Annotated in this window: 13 protein-coding genes, 5 tRNA genes, 6 rRNA genes and 1 pseudogene; 3 read left to right on the plus strand and 22 right to left on the minus strand. The window is 46.1% G+C overall.

Annotated elements, in window-relative coordinates; translation table 11 throughout:
- Positions 1–51 precede the first annotated feature (51 nt).
- Positions 52–1,332: a cation:proton antiporter gene (locus OCV19_RS14555; RefSeq protein WP_065676188.1), complete on the plus strand. Its 1,281-nt coding sequence runs from the start codon at positions 52–54 to the stop codon at positions 1,330–1,332.
- A 274-nt stretch (positions 1,333–1,606) separates the two neighbouring features.
- On the opposite strand, the pseudogene tnpC reads toward OCV19_RS14555, so the two are convergent.
- From tnpC to dusA, 22 genes and pseudogenes are all read right to left on the minus strand, one after another.
- Positions 1,607–3,135 (minus strand): annotated as a pseudogene (gene tnpC / locus OCV19_RS14560) (IS66 family transposase).
- Between the two features lie 86 nt (positions 3,136–3,221).
- Positions 3,222–3,566, minus strand: coding sequence for an IS66 family insertion sequence element accessory protein TnpB (gene tnpB, locus OCV19_RS14565; protein ID WP_065677712.1), 345 nt, complete (start codon positions 3,564–3,566; stop codon positions 3,222–3,224).
- Positions 3,563–3,862 carry an IS66 family insertion sequence element accessory protein TnpA gene (gene tnpA, locus OCV19_RS14570; protein ID WP_065677713.1) on the minus strand — a complete coding sequence of 100 codons (300 nt, stop codon included), beginning with the start codon at positions 3,860–3,862 and terminating at the stop codon, positions 3,563–3,565. The genes tnpB and tnpA overlap by 4 nt, the downstream gene beginning before the upstream one ends.
- A 587-nt stretch (positions 3,863–4,449) precedes the next feature.
- A tRNA-Trp gene (locus OCV19_RS14575) sits at positions 4,450–4,526 on the minus strand.
- Between the two features lie 59 nt (positions 4,527–4,585).
- Positions 4,586–4,662: transfer RNA gene (locus tag OCV19_RS14580), tRNA-Asp, on the minus strand.
- A 43-nt stretch (positions 4,663–4,705) separates the two neighbouring features.
- Positions 4,706–4,821: ribosomal RNA gene (gene rrf / locus OCV19_RS14585) — 5S ribosomal RNA — on the minus strand.
- A 99-nt stretch (positions 4,822–4,920) separates the two neighbouring features.
- A 23S ribosomal RNA gene (locus OCV19_RS14590) occupies positions 4,921–7,811 on the minus strand.
- 317 nt (positions 7,812–8,128) lie between these two features.
- Positions 8,129–8,204, minus strand: a tRNA-Ala gene (locus tag OCV19_RS14595).
- Between the two features lie 14 nt (positions 8,205–8,218).
- A tRNA-Ile gene (locus OCV19_RS14600) sits at positions 8,219–8,295 on the minus strand.
- Between the two features lie 67 nt (positions 8,296–8,362).
- Positions 8,363–9,915: ribosomal RNA gene (locus OCV19_RS14605) — 16S ribosomal RNA — on the minus strand.
- A gap of 393 nt (positions 9,916–10,308) precedes the next feature.
- Positions 10,309–10,424 (minus strand): 5S ribosomal RNA (gene rrf / locus OCV19_RS14610).
- Between the two features lie 99 nt (positions 10,425–10,523).
- A 23S ribosomal RNA gene (locus OCV19_RS14615) occupies positions 10,524–13,414 on the minus strand.
- 338 nt (positions 13,415–13,752) lie between these two features.
- Positions 13,753–13,828: transfer RNA gene (locus OCV19_RS14620), tRNA-Ala, on the minus strand.
- A gap of 76 nt (positions 13,829–13,904) precedes the next feature.
- Positions 13,905–15,458: ribosomal RNA gene (locus OCV19_RS14625) — 16S ribosomal RNA — on the minus strand.
- The 16S, 23S and 5S rRNA genes sit together here with 5 tRNA genes alongside, the layout of an rRNA operon.
- Positions 15,459–16,127: 669 nt before the next feature.
- Positions 16,128–17,321 carry an ISL3 family transposase gene (locus OCV19_RS14630; RefSeq protein WP_083994431.1) on the minus strand — a complete coding sequence of 398 codons (1,194 nt, stop codon included), beginning with the start codon at positions 17,319–17,321 and terminating at the stop codon, positions 16,128–16,130.
- 113 nt (positions 17,322–17,434) lie between these two features.
- Entirely contained in the window at positions 17,435–18,211 is a 777-nt protein-coding gene (locus tag OCV19_RS14635; RefSeq protein WP_065677846.1) for a phosphoadenylyl-sulfate reductase, read from the minus strand.
- Positions 18,204–19,931 carry an assimilatory sulfite reductase (NADPH) hemoprotein subunit gene (gene cysI, locus OCV19_RS14640; protein WP_065677847.1) on the minus strand — a complete coding sequence of 576 codons (1,728 nt, stop codon included), beginning with the start codon at positions 19,929–19,931 and terminating at the stop codon, positions 18,204–18,206. The genes OCV19_RS14635 and cysI overlap by 8 nt, the downstream gene beginning before the upstream one ends.
- On the minus strand, positions 19,931–21,796 hold the full coding sequence (locus OCV19_RS14645) for an assimilatory sulfite reductase (NADPH) flavoprotein subunit (RefSeq protein ID WP_065677848.1): 1,866 nt from the start codon (positions 21,794–21,796) through the stop codon (positions 19,931–19,933). Before OCV19_RS14645 ends, cysI begins: the two co-directional genes overlap by 1 nt.
- 123 nt (positions 21,797–21,919) lie before the next feature.
- On the minus strand, positions 21,920–22,150 hold the full coding sequence (locus tag OCV19_RS14650) for a hypothetical protein (RefSeq protein ID WP_004735813.1): 231 nt from the start codon (positions 22,148–22,150) through the stop codon (positions 21,920–21,922).
- Between the two features lie 192 nt (positions 22,151–22,342).
- On the minus strand, positions 22,343–23,014 hold the full coding sequence (locus OCV19_RS14655; RefSeq protein WP_065677849.1) for a TIGR04219 family outer membrane beta-barrel protein: 672 nt from the start codon (positions 23,012–23,014) through the stop codon (positions 22,343–22,345).
- 135 nt (positions 23,015–23,149) lie between these two features.
- Positions 23,150–23,371 (minus strand): envelope stress response protein PspG, encoded by a 222-nt coding sequence (gene pspG, locus OCV19_RS14660; RefSeq protein ID WP_065677850.1) that lies wholly within the window; start codon positions 23,369–23,371, stop codon positions 23,150–23,152.
- Between the two features lie 206 nt (positions 23,372–23,577).
- Positions 23,578–24,558, minus strand: a complete 981-nt coding sequence (gene dusA / locus OCV19_RS14665; RefSeq protein WP_017063186.1) for a tRNA dihydrouridine(20/20a) synthase DusA — start codon at positions 24,556–24,558, stop codon at positions 23,578–23,580.
- Positions 24,559–24,871: 313 nt separating this feature from the next.
- Between dusA and zur the strand changes: the two genes are divergently transcribed.
- A complete protein-coding gene (gene zur, locus OCV19_RS14670; protein WP_060983108.1) occupies positions 24,872–25,330 on the plus strand; it encodes a zinc uptake transcriptional repressor Zur in 459 nt (152 codons plus the stop codon).
- Between the two features lie 17 nt (positions 25,331–25,347).
- Positions 25,348–25,809: a chemotaxis protein CheX gene (locus OCV19_RS14675; protein ID WP_004735847.1), complete on the plus strand. Its 462-nt coding sequence runs from the start codon at positions 25,348–25,350 to the stop codon at positions 25,807–25,809.
- Positions 25,810–25,816: the final 7 nt, after the last annotated feature.

Genomic DNA, 25,816 nt, shown 5'->3' on the forward strand with positions numbered 1-25,816 from the left:
ACAACGAAAATTCATATTCATATTCATACTTTGTTACATGTTGGAATCCCAATGTCGGTCTATTACACCTTATGCTTCTTGTCCGCTGCAGCCATGCTTATTGCTTTCGTTAATACCAAAATTGGTAAAATGCAGACAACCATCGCCATCACAGCTGGCTCAATGATGTTATCTCTATTGATTATCATTGCGGGACAAAACAATTGGTTCCAACTGGCTGACATCGCCTCAGAAACCGTTGCCAGTATCAACTTTGAAGATTTCCTTCTAAAAGGGATATTAGGATTCTTACTATTTGCAGGCGGTTTGGGAATCAAATTACCAAACCTAAAAGACCAGAAATGGGAAATAACAGTACTCGCGTTAGGTGCTACGCTGTTTTCAACATTCTTTATCGGTTTTGTGCTGTACGGGTTCTGTCAGTTCATCGGTATTCAATTTGATCTGATTTACTGCCTACTCTTTGGTTCTCTAATCTCTCCAACCGACCCAATTGCCGTTTTAGCAATAGTAAAAAAGCTCGACGCGCCTAGAAGAATCTCTACTCAAATCGAGGGAGAATCTCTATTCAACGATGGTTTTGGCTTAGTTATTTTCGTAACCCTATTTACTATCGCATTCGGCACAGAAGCGCCAACCGTCGGTAGTGTGACCATGCTATTCGTTCAAGAGGCAATTGGCGGCATCGTCTACGGTTTTGTTTTAGGTCTTGTATTCCATTACCTAATCAGCAACACCGATGACCACTCTATGGAGTTGCTATTAACCATCGGCATCCCAACTGCTGGTTATGCGTTTGCTGAAGTTCTACATGTATCAGGTCCATTGGCAATGGTGGTATCAGGTATCATGATTGGTAATTGGACTCGCTTTATCGGATTCTCAAAAGAGAGTGAAGACCACTTAGACCATTTCTGGGAGTTAATAGACGAGTTTTTAAATGGTGTATTGTTTTTACTAATCGGTATGTCAATGTTGCTATTCAAATTCCACCAAGAAGACTGGATCTTAATGGCGTTCGCCGTTCCTCTAGTACTAAGCGCTCGCTACCTAAGTGTCTTCTTGTCTTATATCGGGTTTAAGCGCTTTAGAACTTATAACCCATGGTCTATAAAAATTCTAACTTGGGGTGGTTTACGTGGCGGCTTAGCACTCGCTATGGCACTTTCTATACCTTCTGGCATTTGGGTAATTGAAGAGAAGCTAATCGATGTAAAAGAAGTTATCCTCGTTATGACCTATGCGGTAGTTGTATTCTCGATTTTAGTACAAGGCTCGACAATTACTCCTATGATCGAAAAAGCAAAGCAAGCAGAGAAAGAGCTAGATTAACATCTCATAATATTAAACTAGGCTGCCTAATTTAGGTGGCCTTTTTTATACCTAATGAAAGTCAGATTCGCCGATTTCCTCACTGAAGATCTAGCAGAAAGGTATGCGGTGAACATAGAGCCTATATCGATATTTGATACCGCTAGTATTTGAGTAATCGAAAGCGTTAATGTGTGGTGGGGGGAGGAGCACTAAATTTGGCCAGAACTCTTTCAGAAGGTTAAGTAATACAGAGAACTCGTTCTTCGTAAGCGTCTAATTAAGCAGTGAGGCCTTATTCAACCTCATCTATTTCTAAGTTCCAAGGCATAAGATCGTTCAGATCGTCTTGAAGGGATCGCGTTGGTAGCACTTTGAACAAGTGTGCGAAGTAGTAATACGGGTTGATATTATTCGCCCGACACGTCATCACTAAGCTATACAAGTTGGCACTTGCTGTAGCGCCCTCAACCGAGGTTGAGAACATCCAGTTTTTCCGGCCCGTTGTAAACGGGCGGATGTCTCGCTCAGTCACATTATTATCAATGCTGATGTCGCCATCTTCTAGATAGGTGAGCAACTTAGGCCATTGATTGACCGTGTAATTGATGGCGCCACCGAGCTGACTTTTCGGTAGCACTTTTTCCTGGCTTTCCAGCAACCACTCGTGGAACTTGTCTAAGATAGGTTTTGATTTTTGTTGGCGTAACTGCTGCCTTTCGATAGCACTTAAGCCTTTAGCTTCTTGCTCAATGCCATAAAGCTTGGCGATAAAGTTAATTGCCTTTTCAATACGGCCTGATTTCTTCTTCGGTTGGGCTTTTTGTGCATCAGTAAATTTGCGCCTGACATGCGCTAAGCAACCGGCTTGGCTGACATTGTCGAGACCGTTATAAGCTTGATAACCGTCGGTAAGCAGGTAACCGGAATAATCACCTAAGAAGTCTTTGACGCATTGTCCCGCTCGACTTGGTTGATAGTCGTAAATCACCACAGGCTGTTTGACGAACTCGCCGCTACGATAGACCCACATGTAAGATTTGCTCTGAGCACTTCGGTCTTGCTCTCGCAGTACTTGAACGGTGGTTTCATCGGCGCAGATTAGCTTCTCATTCAGTAAATGGGCTTTCATCGCTTCAACGATGACATTCACCTTATTACCCAGTTGCACACACCAGTTGGCAAGCGTCCCACGGCTTAAGTCAATATCAGAACGTTTTAAAATCTCAACCTGACGATACAGCGGCAGCGCATCAACATACTTCGCTGTCACGACTGCGGCGAAAGCTTCAGGGCTACCCATGCTTTTCGGGAGCATATTGGCTGGTCGAGGCGCTGTGATAATTTTGCTGCTGGTTTGTGTCTTTTCACACTGACGGCAAGCGTACTTGGTACGCTCATGGCGCACGACGCTGACTTTCTGAGGGATGATTTTTAGCTCTTCCGAGACTTCGGTACCGCATTCATGCAGCGGTTCATTACAGCATTCACAGTAAGGGGCATTGAGTGTGTGCTGATGTACTTCACGCTCTAACTCTGCAGGGAGCACTTTTCGGCCCTTCTTATGATGCTTGGGAGCTGGTTTTGGTAATGCATTCTGCTGCTCGGCTTCGTTGAAAGTGCCTTTGGGCTCTTTTTCGCTTTTGGCCGAGAAGCGTTTGGATTACTCAAGTTAAGCTGCTCAAGGAGCAACTGCATTTTGTTTTCTAACTCAACGACTTCCTCAGCTTGAGTGTCGACCGTCTTTTTGAGTGCACTGTTCTCTTCCTGTAGCTTAAGCAGCATCGCTCTGAGTTGTTCTACATCATCAGGAAGTTCGGTCATGGTTAGGGCTCGTTATCTATCATTTCCACTTAGTCTGACAGCGAAAAAGGATCGTTCAAGCCCAATATGATGATCAGTATTCTAGCTCACACTTCTCGACCATAAAGGGGCTGATGAGCCTTAGGGTTTTCAAGATTCAGCCCAGATAATAGCCAGTTAAGTTGTTGAGTTGAGATATGGATATGACCCGCTGCTGTAGGTCTGGGCCATTTAAAGCGGCCTTTCTCTAATCGGCGATAGTAGAGCCAAAATCCGTTGGTGTCCCAAAAGAGAATTTTGATTTTATCTCGGCCACGATTGCAAAAGATGAACCACGCGCTGCTTAATGGATCCATTTCTAACACGTCTGCGACAATGAGAGACAGACCATCAATCGACTTTCTCATGTCGGTAATACCCGAGACGAGATAAACGGCACCACTTGGGATCATTGCAGCGCCTTAAGCCAAGTTTGAATTTGTGTCAGTGATAACGAGGTCGGCAGCTCTGCTTTAAGTCCATTCGGTAGATGAACAACAACCGTCTCTGCACTTAATGATGGACGATCATTCATTACCACTTGGTGGGCGATTTGTTCATCATCAGTTTGTTTGAGTTTCTTCAACCAATAATGAAAAGTGGCGTAATTGATGTCGTGCTCTTTGCAAAACTGCGGAACAGAAAGTCCGCTTTCTTGCTGGTTAGAGACAATGGTCGTCCAATGTTGGTGTTTTTCAGATTGAGTCATAGTTCCTCCGTTAGGTTGGAAAAACTATGACAAAGGCTGGTTGGAATTAGAACGTGTGGTTAATTAGACGCTTACCGTTCTTCTGCACACTCGCTAGTCTACCCAATAACCCGCTCTCAAGTTATATAAGCTTCAATCGAAAGGCTTCACCTTTCACCTTTCACCTGGAAACAAAAATAACAGGACTCAACTTCTCGCTAGAATAGCGTTAGTTAATAACTAGCAGAACTACAGAGTAAAATGAGTGTTGAGTAGGTAGAGATAGCTACAGGAGTACTTGATGCTTTCAGCATTACTTCTAAAGATGACAGGGGCGGAGAGATTAGACCGGGCTGACGATCCAACTCCCAACACGCGCTGTTTTGGTAAGTCGGAGAATCCGCTGCTTTGCTAATGGCGTATATTGGACTCAGAAAGCAAAAAGGCCCTAGCATTTCTGCTAGAGCCTTAAATATGGCAGGGGTGGAGAGATTCGAACTCCCAGCACGCGCTGTTTTGGTAAGTCGGGGAATCCGCTGCTTTGCTAATGGCGTATATTGGATTCAGAAAGCAAAAAGGCCCTAGCATTTCTGCTAGAGCCTTAAATATGGCAGGGGTGGAGAGATTCGAACTCCCAACACGCGGATTTGGAATCCGCTGCTCTGCCAATTGGAGCTACACCCCTAAAACTTTCATTACTTCAGATTCGAAAAAACCTCGCACTAGGCGAGGTTATCGAATAAGTGGCGGAGTGGACGGGACTCGAACCCGCGACCCCCGGCGTGACAGGCCGGTATTCTAACCAACTGAACTACCACTCCGCAGTGGAATACTTGTCGTCGCTGACAAGTGTTCAAATTTAAAGCCTGGCGATGTCCTACTCTCACATGGGGAAGCCCCACACTACCATCGGCGCTATTGTGTTTCACTTCTGAGTTCGGCATGGAATCAGGTGGGTCCACAATGCTATGGTCGCCAAGCAAATTTTAAAATTCGGAAAACTGATTTAAAAGTCTATCTCTTCAAACTCATTCAAGGTCTGGTCTTTCTTTGAGTCCACAAAACCCCTTGGGTGTTGTATGGTTAAGCCTCACGGGCAATTAGTACAGGTTAGCTCAATGCCTCGCAGCACTTACACACCCTGCCTATCAACGTCGTAGTCTACGACAACCCTTTAGGACACTTATAGTGCCAGGGAAAACTCATCTCAAGGCTCGCTTCCCGCTTAGATGCTTTCAGCGGTTATCGATTCCGAACTTAGCTACCGGGCAATGCCATTGGCATGACAACCCGAACACCAGAGGTTCGTCCACTCCGGTCCTCTCGTACTAGGAGCAGCCCCTTTCAATTTTCCAACGCCCACGGCAGATAGGGACCGAACTGTCTCACGACGTTCTAAACCCAGCTCGCGTACCACTTTAAATGGCGAACAGCCATACCCTTGGGACCGACTTCAGCCCCAGGATGTGATGAGCCGACATCGAGGTGCCAAACACCGCCGTCGATATGAACTCTTGGGCGGTATCAGCCTGTTATCCCCGGAGTACCTTTTATCCGTTGAGCGATGGCCCTTCCATTCAGAACCACCGGATCACTATGACCTGCTTTCGCACCTGCTCGAATTGTCATTCTCGCAGTCAAGCGGGCTTATGCCATTGCACTAACCACACGATGTCCAACCGTGTTTAGCCCACCTTCGTGCTCCTCCGTTACTCTTTGGGAGGAGACCGCCCCAGTCAAACTACCCACCAGGCACTGTCCGTAATCCCGATTCAGGGACCAACGTTAGAACATCAAAACTACAAGGGTGGTATTTCAAGGACGACTCCACCACATCTAGCGACGCGGTTTCATAGTCTCCCACCTATCCTACACATGTAGGTTCAATGTTCAGTGCCAAGCTGTAGTAAAGGTTCACGGGGTCTTTCCGTCTAGCCGCGGGTACACTGCATCTTCACAGCGATTTCAATTTCACTGAGTCTCGGGTGGAGACAGCGTGGCCATCATTACGCCATTCGTGCAGGTCGGAACTTACCCGACAAGGAATTTCGCTACCTTAGGACCGTTATAGTTACGGCCGCCGTTTACCGGGGCTTCGATCAAGAGCTTCGACCGAAGTCTAACCCCATCAATTAACCTTCCGGCACCGGGCAGGCGTCACACCGTATACGTCATCTTACGATTTTGCACAGTGCTGTGTTTTTAATAAACAGTTGCAGCCACCTGGTATCTGCGACTCTCGTCTGCTCCATCCGCAAGGGACTTCACTGATAAGAGCGTACCTTCTCCCGAAGTTACGGTACCATTTTGCCTAGTTCCTTCACCCGAGTTCTCTCAAGCGCCTTGGTATTCTCTACCCGACCACCTGTGTCGGTTTGGGGTACGATTCCTTACAATCTGAAGCTTAGAGGCTTTTCCTGGAAGCATGGCATCAATGACTTCACTACCGTAGTAGCTCGACATCGTATCTCAGCGTTAGTAGCGGTCCGGATTTACCTAAACCACCCGCCTACGTACTTGAACCTGGACAACCGTCGCCAGGCCCACCTAGCCTTCTCCGTCCCCCCATCGCAATTGTAAGAAGTACGGGAATATTAACCCGTTTCCCATCGACTACGCCTTTCGGCCTCGCCTTAGGAGTCGACTTACCCTGCCCCGATTAACGTTGGACAGGAACCCTTGGTCTTCCGGCGAGGGAGTTTTTCACTCCCTTTATCGTTACTCATGTCAGCATTCGCACTTCTGATACCTCCAGCAGCCCTTACAGACCACCTTCAACGGCTTACAGAACGCTCCCCTACCCCACATACCCTAAGGTACGTAGCCGCAGCTTCGGTGTATAGCTTAGCCCCGTTACATCTTCCGCGCAGGCCGACTCGACCAGTGAGCTATTACGCTTTCTTTAAATGATGGCTGCTTCTAAGCCAACATCCTGGCTGTCTGAGCCTTCCCACATCGTTTCCCACTTAGCTATACTTTGGGACCTTAGCTGGCGGTCTGGGTTGTTTCCCTCTCCACGACGGACGTTAGCACCCGCCGTGTGTCTCCCGGATAGTACTTACTGGTATTCGGAGTTTGCAAAGGGTTGGTAAGTCGGGATGACCCCCTAGCCTTAACAGTGCTCTACCCCCAGTAGTATTCGTCCGAGGCGCTACCTAAATAGCTTTCGGGGAGAACCAGCTATCTCCAGGTTTGATTGGCCTTTCACCCCTAGCCACAAGTCATCCGCTAATTTTTCAACATTAGTCGGTTCGGTCCTCCAGTTGATGTTACTCAACCTTCAACCTGCCCATGGCTAGATCACCTGGTTTCGGGTCTAATCCTAGCAACTGTACGCCCAGTTAAGACTCGGTTTCCCTACGGCTCCCCTAAACGGTTAACCTTGCTACTAAAATTAAGTCGCTGACCCATTATACAAAAGGTACGCAGTCACACCACGAAGGTGCTCCTACTGCTTGTACGTACACGGTTTCAGGTTCTATTTCACTCCCCTCACAGGGTTCTTTTCGCCTTTCCCTCACGGTACTGGTTCACTATCGGTCAGTCAGTAGTATTTAGCCTTGGAGGATGGTCCCCATATTCAGACAGGATATCACGTGTCCCGCCCTACTCGTTTTCACTGATGATGAGATGTCGATTACGGGGCTATCACCCTTTATTGCGGCACTTTCCAGAGCCTTCATCTGTCTCATTAAAAGCTTAAGGGCTAATCCAATTTCGCTCGCCGCTACTTTCGGAATCTCGGTTGATTTCTCTTCCTCGGGGTACTTAGATGTTTCAGTTCCCCCGGTTTGCCTCCTGTTGCTATGTATTCACAACAGGATACTTACTTATGTAAGTGGGTTTCCCCATTCAGGAATCCCAGACTCAAAAGGTTATTACTACCTAATCTGGGCTTATCGCAAGTTATTACGCCTTTCATCGCCTCTGACTGCCAAGGCATCCACCGTGTACGCTTAGTCACTTAACCATACAACCCGAAAGGGTCTTAATGTATGGCAACTAACCAAGGTTTTTGGTTGTCATCAAGAAGGGTTAATTCTCAATGACTGTTTGCCGGACTCAATTGTGAATCAATGTAAACATTGATTCGAATACAAGACACTTGAATGTGTTTGTTGTGTTTATCTAATGAAAGATAAACATTGAGAACTTTTAAATTTGATTGAATTACTCGTAAGTAATCAATCAGTCAGCTTTCCAAATTGTTAAAGAGCTTGATTCAATAAATTGAACCATTTTTAAAGACTCTCGTAAGACTTTTTATCGAACAAGAACGCTTAAAGATGGTGGAGCTATGCGGGATCGAACCGCAGACCTCCTGCGTGCAAGGCAGGCGCTCTCCCAGCTGAGCTATAGCCCCATCTAGGTCGATATTGGTGGGTCTGAGTGGACTTGAACCACCGACCTCCCGCTTATCAGGCGAGCGCTCTAACCAGCTGAGCTACAGACCCAATATCGTCTCTTAACTTTTCTAAACCTAATCAATCTGTGTGGGTACTCATCGTGCATATCTTCGTATAAGGAGGTGATCCAGCCCCAGGTTCCCCTAGGGCTACCTTGTTACGACTTCACCCCAGTCATGAACCACAAAGTGGTGAGCGTCCTCCCCGAAAGGTTAAACTACCCACTTCTTTTGCAGCCCACTCCCATGGTGTGACGGGCGGTGTGTACAAGGCCGGGAACGTATTCACCGTGACATTCTGATTCACGATTACTAGCGATTCCGACTTCATGGAGTCGAGTTGCAGACTCAATCCGGACTACGACGCACTTTTTGGGATTCGCTCACTATCGCTAGCTTGCTGCCCTCTGTATGCGCCATTGTAGCACGTGTGTAGCCCTACTCGTAAGGGCCATGATGACTTGACGTCGTCCCCACCTTCCTCCGGTTTATCACCGGCAGTCTCCCTGGAGTTCCCGACATTACTCGCTGGCAAACAAGGATAAGGGTTGCGCTCGTTGCGGGACTTAACCCAACATTTCACAACACGAGCTGACGACAGCCATGCAGCACCTGTCTCAGAGCTCCCGAAGGCACACCTGTGTCTCCACTGGCTTCTCTGGATGTCAAGAGTAGGTAAGGTTCTTCGCGTTGCATCGAATTAAACCACATGCTCCACCGCTTGTGCGGGCCCCCGTCAATTCATTTGAGTTTTAATCTTGCGACCGTACTCCCCAGGCGGTCTACTTAACGCGTTAGCTCCGAAAGCCACGGCTCAAGGCCACAACCTCCAAGTAGACATCGTTTACGGCGTGGACTACCAGGGTATCTAATCCTGTTTGCTCCCCACGCTTTCGCATCTGAGTGTCAGTATCTGTCCAGGGGGCCGCCTTCGCCACTGGTATTCCTTCAGATCTCTACGCATTTCACCGCTACACCTGAAATTCTACCCCCCTCTACAGTACTCTAGTTCACCAGTTTCAAATGCAGTTCCGAGGTTGAGCCCCGGGCTTTCACATCTGACTTAATGAACCACCTGCATGCGCTTTACGCCCAGTAATTCCGATTAACGCTCGCACCCTCCGTATTACCGCGGCTGCTGGCACGGAGTTAGCCGGTGCTTCTTCTGTTGCTAACGTCAAGAGATAGCGCTATTAACACTACCCCCTTCCTCACAACTGAAAGTACTTTACAACCCGAAGGCCTTCTTCATACACGCGGCATGGCTGCATCAGGCTTTCGCCCATTGTGCAATATTCCCCACTGCTGCCTCCCGTAGGAGTCTGGACCGTGTCTCAGTTCCAGTGTGGCTGATCATCCTCTCAGACCAGCTAGGGATCGTCGCCTTGGTGAGCCATTACCTCACCAACTAGCTAATCCCACCTAGGCATATCTTGACGCGAGAGGCCCGAAGGTCCCCCTCTTTGGCCCGTAGGCATTATGCGGTATTAGCCATCGTTTCCAATGGTTATCCCCCACATCAAGGCAATTTCCTAGGCATTACTCACCCGTCCGCCGCTCGACACCCATTAACGCACCCGAAGGATTGTTAATGTCGTTTCCGCTCGACTTGCATGTGTTAGGCCTGCCGCCAGCGTTCAATCTGAGCCATGATCAAACTCTTCAATTTAAGATTTTGTGACTCAACGAATACTGACTTCAAAACTATTCTTTATAAATAAAGAGTGTAATTTTAAAGCTATTACCATTCCAACAGAATGGTAATGAATTGACTGTGCCGAATAACTACAAGTAGTTAAACGTATTGGTCACTCAGTTCATTGAAATCAATTTTGATTCCGAAGAATCTGTTTTATCTAACGATAAAACGTTTTGATATTCATCAACGAGTGCCCACACAGATTGATAGGTTTAAATTGTTAAAGAGCTTTGCTTTCAGTGCCTTAGCACTCAAGCAGGACGCGTATAATACGCTTTCTACTTTGAAAGTCAACATAAAATACTAAGAAAACTTAGAACTCTATGGTGACTTGTCTATTTAATAGACAAAGTCGAAATTAAAGCCTGGCGATGTCCTACTCTCACATGGGGAAGCCCCACACTACCATCGGCGCTATTGTGTTTCACTTCTGAGTTCGGCATGGAATCAGGTGGGTCCACAATGCTATGGTCGCCAAGCAAATTTTAAAATTCGGAAAACTGATTTAAAAGTCTATCTCTTCAAACTCATTCAAGGTCTGGTCTTTCTTTGAGTCCACAAAACCCCTTGGGTGTTGTATGGTTAAGCCTCACGGGCAATTAGTACAGGTTAGCTCAATGCCTCGCAGCACTTACACACCCTGCCTATCAACGTCGTAGTCTACGACGACCCTTTAGGACACTTATAGCGCCAGGGAAAACTCATCTCAAGGCTCGCTTCCCGCTTAGATGCTTTCAGCGGTTATCGATTCCGAACTTAGCTACCGGGCAATGCCATTGGCATGACAACCCGAACACCAGAGGTTCGTCCACTCCGGTCCTCTCGTACTAGGAGCAGCCCCTTTCAATTTTCCAACGCCCACGGCAGATAGGGACCGAACTGTCTCACGACGTTCTAAACCCAGCTCGCGTACCACTTTAAATGGCGAACAGCCATACCCTTGGGACCGACTTCAGCCCCAGGATGTGATGAGCCGACATCGAGGTGCCAAACACCGCCGTCGATATGAACTCTTGGGCGGTATCAGCCTGTTATCCCCGGAGTACCTTTTATCCGTTGAGCGATGGCCCTTCCATTCAGAACCACCGGATCACTATGACCTGCTTTCGCACCTGCTCGAATTGTCATTCTCGCAGTCAAGCGGGCTTATGCCATTGCACTAACCACACGATGTCCAACCGTGTTTAGCCCACCTTCGTGCTCCTCCGTTACTCTTTGGGAGGAGACCGCCCCAGTCAAACTACCCACCAGGCACTGTCCGTAATCCCGATTCAGGGACCAACGTTAGAACATCAAAACTACAAGGGTGGTATTTCAAGGACGACTCCACCACATCTAGCGACGCGGTTTCATAGTCTCCCACCTATCCTACACATGTAGGTTCAATGTTCAGTGCCAAGCTGTAGTAAAGGTTCACGGGGTCTTTCCGTCTAGCCGCGGGTACACTGCATCTTCACAGCGATTTCAATTTCACTGAGTCTCGGGTGGAGACAGCGTGGCCATCATTACGCCATTCGTGCAGGTCGGAACTTACCCGACAAGGAATTTCGCTACCTTAGGACCGTTATAGTTACGGCCGCCGTTTACCGGGGCTTCGATCAAGAGCTTCGACCGAAGTCTAACCCCATCAATTAACCTTCCGGCACCGGGCAGGCGTCACACCGTATACGTCATCTTACGATTTTGCACAGTGCTGTGTTTTTAATAAACAGTTGCAGCCACCTGGTATCTGCGACTCTCGTCTGCTCCATCCGCAAGGGACTTCACTGATAAGAGCGTACCTTCTCCCGAAGTTACGGTACCATTTTGCCTAGTTCCTTCACCCGAGTTCTCTCAAGCGCCTTGGTATTCTCTACCCGACCACCTGTGTCGGTTTGGGGTACGATTCCTTACAATCTGAAGCTTAGAGGCTTTTCCTGGAAGCATGGCATCAATGACTTCACTACCGTAGTAGCTCGACATCGTATCTCAGCGTTAGTAGCGGTCCGGATTTACCTAAACCACCCGCCTACGTACTTGAACCTGGACAACCGTCGCCAGGCCCACCTAGCCTTCTCCGTCCCCCCATCGCAATTGTAAGAAGTACAGGAATATTAACCTGTTTCCCATCGACTACGCCTTTCGGCCTCGCCTTAGGAGTCGACTTACCCTGCCCCGATTAACGTTGGACAGGAACCCTTGGTCTTCCGGCGAGGGAGTTTTTCACTCCCTTTATCGTTACTCATGTCAGCATTCGCACTTCTGATACCTCCAGCAGTCCTTACAGACCACCTTCAACGGCTTACAGAACGCTCCCCTACCCCACATACCCTAAGGTACGTAGCCGCAGCTTCGGTGTATAGCTTAGCCCCGTTACATCTTCCGCGCAGGCCGACTCGACCAGTGAGCTATTACGCTTTCTTTAAATGATGGCTGCTTCTAAGCCAACATCCTGGCTGTCTGAGCCTTCCCACATCGTTTCCCACTTAGCTATACTTTGGGACCTTAGCTGGCGGTCTGGGTTGTTTCCCTCTCCACGACGGACGTTAGCACCCGCCGTGTGTCTCCCGGATAGTACTTACTGGTATTCGGAGTTTGCAAAGGGTTGGTAAGTCGGGATGACCCCCTAGCCTTAACAGTGCTCTACCCCCAGTAGTATTCGTCCGAGGCGCTACCTAAATAGCTTTCGGGGAGAACCAGCTATCTCCAGGTTTGATTGGCCTTTCACCCCTAGCCACAAGTCATCCGCTAATTTTTCAACATTAGTCGGTTCGGTCCTCCAGTTGATGTTACTCAACCTTCAACCTGCCCATGGCTAGATCACCTGGTTTCGGGTCTAATCCTAGCAACTGTACGCCCAGTTAAGACTCGGTTTCCCTACGGCTCCCCTAAACGGTTAACCTTGCTACTAAAATTAAGTCGCTGACCCATTATACAAAAGGTACGCAGTCACACCACGAAGGTGCTCCTACTGCTTGTACGTACACGGTTTCAGGTTCTATTTCACTCCCCTCACAGGGTTCTTTTCGCCTTTCCCTCACGGTACTGGTTCACTATCGGTCAGTCAGTAGTATTTAGCCTTGGAGGATGGTCCCCATATTCAGACAGGATATCACGTGTCCCGCCCTACTCGTTTTCACTGATGATGAGATGTCGATTACGGGGCTATCACCCTTTACTGCGGCACTTTCCAGAGCCTTCATCTGTCTCATTAAAAGCTTAAGGGCTAATCCAATTTCGCTCGCCGCTACTTTCGGAATCTCGGTTGATTTCTCTTCCTCGGGGTACTTAGATGTTTCAGTTCCCCCGGTTTGCCTCCTGTTGCTATGTATTCACAACAGGATACTTACTTATGTAAGTGGGTTTCCCCATTCAGAAATCCCAGACTCAAAAGGTTATTACTACCTAATCTGGGCTTATCGCAAGTTATTACGTCTTTCATCGCCTCTGACTGCCAAGGCATCCACCGTGTACGCTTAGTCACTTAACCATACAACCCGAAAGGGTTTCTATTTGCTTTCACTTTAAAAAGTGAAGACAAATAAGCGTATGGCAACTAACCAAGGTTTTTGGTTGTCATCAAGAAGGGTTAATTCTTGATAACTGTTTGCCGGACTCAATTGTGATTCAAACTAGGTTTGAATCGAATACAAGACACTTGAATGTGTTTGTTGTGTTTATCTAATGAAAGATAAACATTGAGAACTTTTAAATTTGATTGAATTACTCGTAAGTAATCAATCAGTCAGCTTTCCAAATTGTTAAAGAGCTAGATATTTCAAAAGAAATAACCATTTTTAAAGATTCTTAAGGAAGAACACTTAAAGATGGTGGAGCTATGCGGGATCGAACCGCAGACCTCCTCGCTGCCAGCGAGGCGCTCTCCCAGCTGAGCTATAGCCCCATCTGGAAAAGTATTTCCTACTCTTAACTTATTAAACCATCAATCTGTGTGGACACTCATCGTAAGTATCTTCGTATAAGGAGGTGATCCAGCCCCAGGTTCCCCTAGGGCTACCTTGTTACGACTTCACCCCAGTCATGAACCACAAAGTGGTGAGCGTCCTCCCCGAAAGGTTAAACTACCCACTTCTTTTGCAGCCCACTCCCATGGTGTGACGGGCGGTGTGTACAAGGCCCGGGAACGTATTCACCGTGACATTCTGATTCACGATTACTAGCGATTCCGACTTCATGGAGTCGAGTTGCAGACTCCAATCCGGACTACGACGCACTTTTTGGGATTCGCTCACTATCGCTAGCTTGCTGCCCTCTGTATGCGCCATTGTAGCACGTGTGTAGCCCTACTCGTAAGGGCCATGATGACTTGACGTCGTCCCCACCTTCCTCCGGTTTATCACCGGCAGTCTCCTGGAGTTCCCGACATTACTCGCTGGCAAACAAGGATAAGGGTTGCGCTCGTTGCGGGACTTAACCCAACATTTCACAACACGAGCTGACGACAGCCATGCAGCACCTGTCTCAGAGCTCCCGAAGGCACACCTGTGTCTCCACTGGCTTCTCTGGATGTCAAGAGTAGGTAAGGTTCTTCGCGTTGCATCGAATTAAACCACATGCTCCACCGCTTGTGCGGGCCCCCGTCAATTCATTTGAGTTTTAATCTTGCGACCGTACTCCCCAGGCGGTCTACTTAACGCGTTAGCTCCGAAAGCCACGGCTCAAGGCCACAACCTCCAAGTAGACATCGTTTACGGCGTGGACTACCAGGGTATCTAATCCTGTTTGCTCCCCACGCTTTCGCATCTGAGTGTCAGTATCTGTCCAGGGGGCCGCCTTCGCCACTGGTATTCCTTCAGATCTCTACGCATTTCACCGCTACACCTGAAATTCTACCCCCCTCTACAGTACTCTAGTTCACCAGTTTCAAATGCAGTTCCGAGGTTGAGCCCCGGGCTTTCACATCTGACTTAATGAACCACCTGCATGCGCTTTACGCCCAGTAATTCCGATTAACGCTCGCACCCTCCGTATTACCGCGGCTGCTGGCACGGAGTTAGCCGGTGCTTCTTCTGTTGCTAACGTCAAGAGATAGCGTTATTAACACTACCCCCTTCCTCACAACTGAAAGTACTTTACAACCCGAAGGCCTTCTTCATACACGCGGCATGGCTGCATCAGGCTTTCGCCCATTGTGCAATATTCCCCACTGCTGCCTCCCGTAGGAGTCTGGACCGTGTCTCAGTTCCAGTGTGGCTGATCATCCTCTCAGACCAGCTAGGGATCGTCGCCTTGGTGAGCCATTACCTCACCAACTAGCTAATCCCACCTAGGCATATCTTGACGCGAGAGGCCCGAAGGTCCCCCTCTTTGGCCCGTAGGCATTATGCGGTATTAGCCATCGTTTCCAATGGTTATCCCCCACATCAAGGCAATTTCCTAGGCATTACTCACCCGTCCGCCGCTCGACGCCCATTAACGCACCCGAAGGGTTGTTAGTGTCGTTTCCGCTCGACTTGCATGTGTTAGGCCTGCCGCCAGCGTTCAATCTGAGCCATGATCAAACTCTTCAATTTAAGATTTTGTGACTCAACGAATACTGACTTCAAAACTAATATTTACCGCTCTTTCGAAAAAGAACAGAAACATGTAATTCTAAAGCTATTACCATTCCAACAGAATGGTAATGAATTGACTGTGCCGAATAACTACAAGTAGTTAAACGTATTGGTCACTCAGTTCATTGAAATCAATTTTGATTCCGAAGAATCTGTTTTATCTAACGATAAAACGTTTTGATATTCATCAACGAGTGCCCACACAGATTGATAGGTTTAAATTGTTAAAGAGCTTCTCTTCGTTGTGACTTACATCACTTCGGAAGAGGCGGCCATTCTAGCGATTTAATTCTCAGTGTCAAACACTTTTGAAAATTAATTTCTACTTTCTAAAAGTAGGAGCGAATTATCGCTTAAAGCTAGTTGCCTAACTAACATTCTACGCTGAAGCCTTGTGGCGTCTGCCGTGTCAGTGAGGCGGCATTATAGAGATGTTCATCACATTGGCAAGTGTTTATTAAAGAAAAATGCAAAAATAACGATTACATGACGAATAAACACTCAAAGCCTTATTTATGCAACTTTAACTACAAAGTAACTACACAATAACCACAGACTTATCCACAATCGCTCTAATTTTATCCCCTAGAAACTAAAAAAGCTGCCTAATGGCAGCTTTTTAAAGGTTCATCGCGGCTTTCCGGGGAAGGCCGCTTTTATCTTCATAAAAAAGTAATCCGTATCTCGATACCCATAGCCCATTCTTTTGATTAACTTAATCTTGTTATTAATCCCTTCCAAGCTACATGTATTTAAGTGATATAAAGCTGAAGACACTATCCCATGAAGGTACGGTTTCAGCTTTCTAGCAAAGTTTATGAGTGGCTTTACTCCGCTTTCATGAACTTGTTGCCACCATATTTCCCAAAGGTCTCGGGCTTGTTTTTCCGATTCGCAGTACCAGAGTTCCTTGAGTTGAGCGCCAAGTAAATGGGTCACCATTAAGTCACGGTTAATCGCAAGTATTTCATCCAGATAGCTTTGTTGCTTGGTATTTAAATTCTCTCTATTTTTCAGTAGTACCCAGCGTGAGCGCTTGACCCAACGTCGTGCACTTTTGTCATCTTTAAGTTGGTTAGCTTGATCTACTCGAACTCTATCCATAACCTCTCGACCAAACTTAGCGACGACATGAAAGAGATCATAGACGATACGGGCATTTGGACAATGAGCTTGAACCTCTAGATCAAAAGCGGTGTTCATATCCATTGCCACAACTTCGATATTTTGTGCATGCTCTCCAAGCATCTCAAAGAAGGGGCGTATGTCTTTACGACTTCTACCTAGACCAATCCAAAGTACTTGATGCGTTTGTGCATCTGCGATAACAGTGGCGTAACGATGGCCCTTGAATATGGCAAACTCATCCATGACCAGTTGACGCAAGCACCCCCAAGGAACCTCAGGTACGACACGCTTGAGACGTTGCTTGTCTATTTCTTTGACGGTGTGCCAGTGCACTCCAGTAAGCTCTGAAATGTGTTTGATGGGTAGCAATGGTAATAGATTATCAATGTAATCAATCAGCCGATTAGTGAGGCGAGAATATGGCTTAACCCAAGAAATAGACTCAGTCTTGATACCACAATTTGAACACTTGATGCGCCGAGTCTGAACGAGTAACTCAACGGGTGTGCCTAGCATCATCGCATCCTTAAGCGTTCTCCACTGAGTGTCATGGATAGAGGCAGAAACTTGACCACAAGAGCAGTATGCTGCGGTATCAGGAATTAAGGTGATAGAGATTAATGAGTCAATTTTATAAGACTTTACGATCTGAAAGCCTTCCCAGAATGACGATAGGAAAGTATTATTCGGCATGAAAACGGTAGTTTGTGAAAGGTTGTGTTTGGCGATGTAACCTTACCACTAACTACCGTTTTTGTTTTCAGTTCCCGCTAATCTGCGAAGAACCTTTTTAAATGGCAATGAGTCTAAATCCCAGAACCAGATTGCTCTCCATCATCTTCATGGAGACCACATTCTCGTTTCAGCCCATTAAAACGAGTTTCTTCTTCAGTCATACCCGGTTCCCATTTCTTAGTCGTATGAGTATCCCCAACAGAAAGGTACCCCTGCTCACGAAGTGGGTGATAACTGAGACCATGCTCTTCTAAGTAATAATGAACATCTTTATTTGTCCAATCAATTACTGGCAAGAACTTAAACACACCATTTTGGATAGATAAGATTGGCAAGTTTGCACGCGATTGAGATTGCTCTCTTCTTAAACCGGAAAACCACGTCCCAGCCTCGAGCTCATCCAGCGCTCTTCTCATCGGTTCAACTTTATTAAGCTTGTTGTACTTCTCTATTCCTTCTATACCTTGATCCCAAAGTTTTCCATATTGCGCTTCTTGCCAATTAGGGCTCTGTTGGGCGCGAAAGACTTGAAGGTTTAGAGTCAACTTCTGACTTAACTCATCGATAAAGCGATATGTTTCAGGAAATAGATACCCGGTGTCCGTCAAAATAACCGGAATATCTGGTTTCGCTTGAGTCACTAAGTGCAGCATTAACGCGGCTTGAATGCCGAAACTTGAAGACACAACATGTGATCCTTCCAAGTTTTCTAATGCCCATTTAACTCTTTCTAATGCGGTTAGCTGCTCTAACTCTGCGTTGATTTGTCCAAGACGAAGTATTTGCTCCGTCTTAGTCAATGCGAGTAGCTCTGCTAACTTCAATTTTGAAGCGACAGAATTATGCATGCAGATCCCTCTTTGAAATGATCACCTCTTCGATGATGCCAGCTCGGATTGTAAAATCACCGAACCCTTCATTGTCGTTGCGTTCTGTAGCCCAACGTCCCACCAGCGCATCAATCTCTTCTAAGATCTGAGCTGATGTGATGTTCTCTTTATACATTTTAGGGATACGAGTTCCGGCCTTGTTGCCACCTAGGTGCATGTTGTAACGCCCCGGAGCCTTACCCACTAAACCAAGTTCAGCCAACATTGCACGACCACAACCGTTTGGACAACCAGTGATTCGAAGGATGATGTTATCTTCTTCTGGTAATCCATGTTTCTTCAGAATGTCTTCAACATCCGTTACAAACTCAGGAAGAAAGCGCTCAGCTTCTGCCATTGCTAAAGGACATGTTGGGAAAGCCACACACGCCATTGAGTTTTTACGTTGCTCTGAAACAGCATCATCCATCAAGCCATATTGACGCGCTAGTTTTTCAATCTTGGCCTTTTGACTCGTCGACACACCCGCAACAATTAGATTTTGGTTCGCTGTCATGCGGAAGTCACCTTTGTGAATCTTCGCTATTTCAGCCACACCGGTTTTCAGAGCCTTCCCAGGAAAATCAAGCAAACGGCCATTCTCAATGAATAACGCTAAGTGGTGCTTACCATCAATGCCTTCTGCCCAACCAATGCGATCACCACGGCCAGTAAACTCATAAGGACGGCTTTCAGAGAACTCAACGCCGGCACGCTTTTCTACTTCTGCTTTGAATACATCAATACCAACACGGTCTAATGTGTATTTGGTTTTGGCATTCTTGCGGTTTGAACGGTTACCCCAGTCGCGCTGAGTCGTTACCACCGTCGCTGCTACATCCAACGTTTTATCTAATGGCACAAAACCAAAGTCGTCAGCTTTACGTGCATAAGTAGAGGTATCACCGTGTGTCATAGCAAGGCCGCCACCGACTAACACGTTAAAGCCCACCAGCCTTCCGTCTTCAGCAATTGCAACAAAGTTAAGATCGTTAGCATGAACATCTACGTCATTCTGTGGAGGAATGACAACTGTCGTCTTGAACTTACGCGGTAGGTAGTTACTACCAAGGATAGGTTCTTCATCCGTTGTTTCTAGTTTTTCACCATCTAACCAGATTTCTGCATAAGCGCGAGTCTTCGGTAATAGATGTTCACTGATCTTTTTCGCCCACTCGTAAGCTTCTTGATGAAGTTCAGATTCAACTGGGTTTGTCGTACACAGAACATTTCGGTTTACATCACCCGCTGTCGCAATGGAATCAATGCCAATGTTATTTAGCGTTTGGTGCATCAACTTAATGTTCGGCTTCAACACACCGTGGAACTGAAACGTTTGACGTGTTGTTAGACGAATTGAACCGTAAGAGGTGCTTTCGTCTGCGAACTTATCAATCGCCAACCACTGCTTAGGGGTAATGATGCCACCAGGCATACGCGCACGAAGCATTACGTTGTGTAACGGTTCGAGCTTTTGCTTGGTACGTTCGTTACGAATATCACGGTCGTCTTGTTGATACATACCGTGGAAACGAATCAACTGGAAGTTATCAGCAGTAAAGCCACCGGTTATGCGGTCTTGGAGATCTTTTTCAATCGTACCGCGTAGGTTATTACTTTCACGCTTCAGACGCTCATTGTCAGCCAAAGGTCCAAGTACTTGACCTAGCACTTCTTGCTCTATTACTTGCTTGCTCATTAGTACACATCCCTTTGGTAACGTTTCGCTTTACGTAAATCATTAATATATTGTTCAGCTTGTTCGCGGTTCTGATTGCCATGTTTTTCCGCAATAGTAACTAACGCTTCATGGACATCTTTCGCCATTCGAGTCGCATCGCCACAGACATAGAGGTACGCGCCCTCTTGCAGCCATTGCCACACCTGCTCTGCTTGTTCGATTAAACGATCCTGAACATAAACCTTTTCTTTTTGGTCACGGCTAAAGGCAACATCTAGCTTAGTTAGCGCGCCAGACTTGAGGTACTTTTGCCATTCAACTTGGTATAAGAAATCTTGAGTAAAGGTACGGTCACCAAAGAACAGCCAGCTTTTGCCTTCAGCATCATTGTTTTCACGCTCTTGAACGAAACTGCGGAAAGGTGCGATACCTGTACCCGGGCCGACCATGATGATTGGTGTATTGTCGTCTTGTGGGAGTTTGAAGTTATTGTTGTTCTCAACAAACACCTTCACTTCACCACCTTCTTCAAGGCGTTGAGCTAAGAAACTAGAAGCTCCACCTAAGCGAGACTCTTCGCCTTTTTGATATTCAACCAGACCAACCGTTAAGTGAACTTCTTCATCTACTTCGGCTTGGCTTGACGCAATAGAGTAGAGGCGCGGAGTCAGCTTACGTAACAGGCCAATTAACTCATCAGCCGATAGCTTGGTTTTCTTCTCAGCTAAAACATCGACGATTTGTGTATTACCCGCATATTCACGAAGCTTGTCTTTATCTTCCACCAGCTTGATTAACTTCTTGCTGCCCGATAACTCAGCAAACTTAGTCACAAGTTGAGGGTTTGAAGTCGTAATCTCAAATTTACTCACTAGCGCACTATGGATAGATAGATTGTCACCATCGACATCGACACTTTCTATCCCCGACAACCCAACCTTAGAAAGGATCTGGTTCGCGAGTTCTGAACTGTTTTCATACCATACACCTAGCGCATCACCAGGTTGGTAGGTAATGCCAGATTCATCAAGATCGATCTCGATATGACGAACATCTTTACCCGAGTCACGACCGGTGATCTTTTGACTGGTTAATAGTGTCGCTGTATATGGATTCTGTTTGGTGTATTGCGAATGACCGGCAGCCGCTTGGCCTACTGGTAACTGAACGATGTCAGCCTCGGCACCTGTTGATAGCGTCTCTTGAACTTGTGATAACGCTTTAGCGCGCCATTCCGTTGCTGATTCTTCGTAATCAACATCACAATCAAGGCGATCGACAAACGATTTCGCGCCAAGCTTAGCGAGGAAGTTATCGAAATCTTTAGCCGTTTGGCAGAAGAACTCATAGCTAGAGTCACCTAAACCAATCACACCGTATTGTAGGTTTGATAATTTTGGCGCTTTCTTCGATTGAAGGAATTCATGTAACTCAATCGCGTTATCAGGGGCTTCGCCCTCACCATTGGTTGAAGCGACGAAAATGACGTGTGTCTCTTTGGCTAGGTTCTTACCTTTATAATCACTCGCATCGAAAAGCTCGACCGCGATTCCTAAGGCCTTGGCTTCTGCCTCTAGCGATTCTGCGACGCCTTTAGCATTACCGGTTTGAGAAGCGAAGATAATGCTGAGCTTACCCGCTGGCTTAGCCGCTACTGCAGCGGCCGCTTGAGCGATTGGCGCAGCAGCACCGACAGGCTGAGCTTGGCTCACTCCCCAAAGGTAACCACTGACCCATGCCAGTTGCTGTGAAGACAGTTCAGAAACAGTTTGCTGAAGATGACCCAATTGTTGGTCATTAAGTGGTGCTGCTAGCCCAGGTAACTCATTAGCCCCAGACTGTGCATTATTGTTTTGTGAAGACTCTTTCTTATTTAAAGACATGGTCACGACATCCCTAATCATTGCGTGACGATAGATTAACCACTCCTTTTAATAACAAGAAAGAATAGAAAAGTATGTTTTATAACTTTTTGGAAGTAAAAACCGATTGAAACGTAAATTGTCTTACTGGTTTTCAATGCGTACTTGCTGAAAGCCAACCGCCATTGCCGACTTAGATGCCAAGTCTAAATCCGCGTAATGACACTCTTCACCATGAACATCCGTAAGCAGAACAAAGCCACCGCCCATATGACGAAACTCCACAACCCAAGACCCTTCTTGAATTGAGGGCTCTATGATGGCTTCAACTAACAGGTTTTCTCTATATAAATTTCGTAATTCATTGAGTGTCATATTCCATCCCTTGCTTTGACCTCACTACATAGACCTTATAAGAATAGACGCAAATTGGCTCTCTGTATTAAGGATGGTCGAAAGTGATGAATGTGCTAACTAATTCCAGAAAGATATAATCAATAGATATAAAAAAACGCCACTTAATAAAGTGGCGTTCTTAAAATTCGTTCTAAATTTGTTTTATATGCCCTAGAAGCGCACTTCAGCACCAGCAAACCAACCATCGATCATGACAAAGCTCTTGCCTAGATCAGAACTAAAGAATTCATCCGAGTCTAGATCGATAACACGGTAACCACCACGCAGAGCAATTTCAGATTCTGATACAGGGATTCGGTACTGAACACCTGCCATCAAGTCAGTGCTCTTAATACCACTGCTATCACCGAACTCCATGGTACCAATGATATCGAAGTTGGTGTCCGGCACATTGATCTCTGCGTTACCGTAGAAGCTCCACGTGAACTCATCAAACGTCGATGTTTTCGCACCCGTCGCTTTTGGCTCAATGTAATTAGAGTTTGAGTATTGAGTAAACGTCACACCCGCATCGAAGTTCATCAACTTGTGCTCTAACAGTGTGTAGTAAAACGTGTAGTCGTACTTATCAAAAGCCAACGAGTCCGCATCAATAGAGGTATAACGGAAGCTAGCATTTGGGAGCATTGGGGCATTATGCTCAAATGCGAAATACAACGAAGGTGAGTTAGAGTCGTCATCTTGTCTAACTTCGTTTAGCTTTGTACTTCCCCACCACATATCGGCACCGACTTTAGCCGTGTAAGAAAACTCCTCAGCAGCAGACACAGCTGAACTTAAAGATAGCATTCCCACTAAAGCAATTAATGGCATTTTATTCATTTGAGATAGCTCCAATTCCATATCGTAGTGCTAATTGTATGCACATTCATAGATTATTGGGGAAAATTCTACCACACATCTTAAATTCTAAAACGATAAACCGCTGACAAGTAAAGATTTGACGGCACTATGACCTTAGTAACGTCTCTGGTTAGAACTGTGTACAAAGTTTTTGAAAAACCACACACCGATTGCAATCACGATCAACCAAGGCAGTAACTTAAACACGACGCCCATCATACCTAAGACCAACATGACTAATAACGCTAGTCCGGTTGCAGCCAATACCGTCATAAAGGTGATACCAGTGACAAGTAGAGTTGCGACGAAAATAAGAACAAAGATTAATTCAAACATAATGGTCTCCCTAATGAGTTAATGACCTATCTTTCCTACTTTCTAACATTGCAGCTTCCATACCAAGTATGCCAATCCAATAAAATCCTTATTTATCAGATAAATAAAAAGCCACACATCTTCATGCATGGCTTTTTAGAAACTTACGGTGGTAAATTTAGCCTCTAATGGCGAATTTAACCTTAAGTTTTTAACTTAGAGGGAGATTAAACATTTAGCTCTTTAGGGATCTTAGCCAATGCCGTTTGCATCACTTCGATACCCGCACCTTTCTTATGTGCGTTTTCACTGATGTAGCGACGCCATTGTCTTGCACCGGGCATGCTTTGGAACAAACCAAGCATATGACGAGAGATATGTCCTAAGCTTGCGCCATTTGAAAGTTCACGTTCGATGTACGGGTACATTTCTTCAACCACTTGTGAGCGCTTCTTGATTGGCGTGTCTAAACCAAAGATCTGCTGATCGACTTCAGCCAAGATAAATGGGCTATGGTAAGCCTCACGACCGATCATCACGCCATCAAGGTGTTGCAAATGTTCTTTAGTTTGCTCAAGAGTAGTAATGCCACCATTCACGGCAATCACCAGATCAGAAAAGTCTTTCTTGATTTGGTATGCACGATCGTAATCTAGCGGTGGGATCTCACGGTTCTCTTTCGGACTAAGACCACTCAACCACGCTTTACGCGCATGGATAGTAAATTGCTCACAACCGCCTTTTTCAGAAACCGTCGAAACAAACTTAGTTAGAAACTCATAAGAGTCTTGGTCATCGATACCGATACGCGTTTTCACGGTAATTGGAATATCAGTGACTTCTTTCATCGCTGAAACACAATCTGCCACCAACTCGGGCTCAGCCATCAAGCATGCACCAAATCGACCATTCTGAACTCGGTCTGAAGGGCAACCTACGTTAAGATTCACTTCATCGTAACCGCGCTCACCCGCAAGTTTCGCACAAGCAGCAAGATCAACCGGGTTTGAACCACCGAGTTGAAGTGCAAGAGGATGTTCTTGCTCGTTATATTCTAGGAAGTCGCCCTTACCATGTAAGATCGCGCCCGTTGTTACCATTTCCGTGTACAGAAGAGTCTGTTGAGAAAGCAAACGGTGAAAGTAACGACAGTGGCGGTCAGTCCAATCGAGCATTGGAGCGACAGACAACCTACATGAATGTGTCATGGCAAAGTACCCTAGTAGCGAGTCAAAAAAATATGCTGGAATACCCAGCAAAAGCAAGGTCGGCTATTGTAAATGCTATGCCCTGTTTGTGCTATATGAACTTTACCTCATAGTTTTTTACAAACCTATTCACCAAATCTCTAATTCAGCATCACTAATCAGTTATGCCTTGAGTCACACTGTCATTTTGAGTTACCTTGTCTTATTCAAAGTCGTGGGTCACAATACGCTCTGTACCTGACTTTAATAGAAATCATTGGCTCCCAAAACGTAGTAACCTAGAAATAAGGTTTGATTAGGGATGTCCGATTGAATGGTGAAAAATTTGGACCACACATTAATAGAGCAAGTTGAAGGGATATGCGCATCGCGAGGCGTTAGATTAACACCTCAAAGAAAGCGAGTGTTTGAGCTCATTCTCTCTAATAAAAAAGCCTCCAGTGCTTATGAATTATTAGAGCAGTTGAAAGTCAGTGAACCGCAGGCCAAGCCTCCTACAGTTTATCGCGCTTTGGATTTCTTGTTGGAACAAGGTTTCATTCACCGAGTTGAGTCAACCAATAGCTTTATATGCTGCTGTTCTTGTAATGCCCATAAACATTTCTCTCAACTACTGATCTGCGATAAATGTGGCACTGTGATAGAATTGCAAGACGATGCGCTTGTCACTCTACTCGCTAGTAACGCTGAGAAGCATGGCTTTCAATTGACCAATCATGTCATTGAATCGCATGGCATTTGCCAATCTTGCTCCTCTGAGATGAAAGAATAAGATTATAGAAGAACATTATGCGCGCTGAATTTGTAAACCCGTTTTTAGCTTCTTTGATGAACGTATTAAAAACGATGGCTTCTCTAGAGTTGAAGCCACAAAAACCGAGAGTTAAGAAAGATGAGATCGCTCGTGGTGATGTATCCGGCCTAATTGGTATGGTTGGCACACAATCTCGTGGCTCAATGTCGATCACCTTCGATGAAGGTCTCGCTCTTGAAATCATGGAAAACATGCTAGGTGAACGCCCAAACGGCTTGAACGAAGAAGTCACTGATATGGTCGGTGAAATCACCAACATGGTGACTGGCGGTGCAAAACGTATTCTTGCAGAAAGCGGCTTTGACTTCGATATGGCCACGCCAATCGTCGTTTCAGGCAAAGGACATACTATCCGTCACAAATGTGAAGGAGCAATCATCATCATGCCTTTCACGTCTCAGTGGGGTAATGCCTTCATCGAGATCTGTTTCGAATAGAGACAAC

Source organism: Vibrio celticus (genome assembly GCF_024347335.1).
GTDB classification, from domain to species: Bacteria; Pseudomonadota; Gammaproteobacteria; order Enterobacterales; family Vibrionaceae; genus Vibrio; species Vibrio celticus.

What these genes read in the sequence shown, in the direction of transcription:
- OCV19_RS14555 (WP_065676188.1), top strand. Translation starts at nt 52, where the DNA reads ATGTCGGTCTATTACACCTTATGCTTCTTGTCCGCTGCAGCCATGCTT.
- tnpB (WP_065677712.1), bottom strand. Translation starts at nt 3,566, where the DNA reads ATGATCCCAAGTGGTGCCGTTTATCTCGTCTCGGGTATTACCGACATG.
- tnpA (WP_065677713.1), bottom strand. Translation starts at nt 3,862, where the DNA reads ATGACTCAATCTGAAAAACACCAACATTGGACGACCATTGTCTCTAAC.
- OCV19_RS14630 (WP_083994431.1), bottom strand. Translation starts at nt 17,321, where the DNA reads ATGCCGAATAATACTTTCCTATCGTCATTCTGGGAAGGCTTTCAGATC.
- OCV19_RS14635 (WP_065677846.1), bottom strand. Translation starts at nt 18,211, where the DNA reads ATGCATAATTCTGTCGCTTCAAAATTGAAGTTAGCAGAGCTACTCGCA.
- cysI (WP_065677847.1), bottom strand. Translation starts at nt 19,931, where the DNA reads ATGAGCAAGCAAGTAATAGAGCAAGAAGTGCTAGGTCAAGTACTTGGA.
- OCV19_RS14645 (WP_065677848.1), bottom strand. Translation starts at nt 21,796, where the DNA reads ATGTCTTTAAATAAGAAAGAGTCTTCACAAAACAATAATGCACAGTCT.
- OCV19_RS14650 (WP_004735813.1), bottom strand. Translation starts at nt 22,150, where the DNA reads ATGACACTCAATGAATTACGAAATTTATATAGAGAAAACCTGTTAGTT.
- OCV19_RS14655 (WP_065677849.1), bottom strand. Translation starts at nt 23,014, where the DNA reads ATGAATAAAATGCCATTAATTGCTTTAGTGGGAATGCTATCTTTAAGT.
- pspG (WP_065677850.1), bottom strand. Translation starts at nt 23,371, where the DNA reads ATGTTTGAATTAATCTTTGTTCTTATTTTCGTCGCAACTCTACTTGTC.
- dusA (WP_017063186.1), bottom strand. Translation starts at nt 24,558, where the DNA reads ATGACACATTCATGTAGGTTGTCTGTCGCTCCAATGCTCGATTGGACT.
- zur (WP_060983108.1), top strand. Translation starts at nt 24,872, where the DNA reads ATGGTGAAAAATTTGGACCACACATTAATAGAGCAAGTTGAAGGGATA.
- OCV19_RS14675 (WP_004735847.1), top strand. Translation starts at nt 25,348, where the DNA reads ATGCGCGCTGAATTTGTAAACCCGTTTTTAGCTTCTTTGATGAACGTA.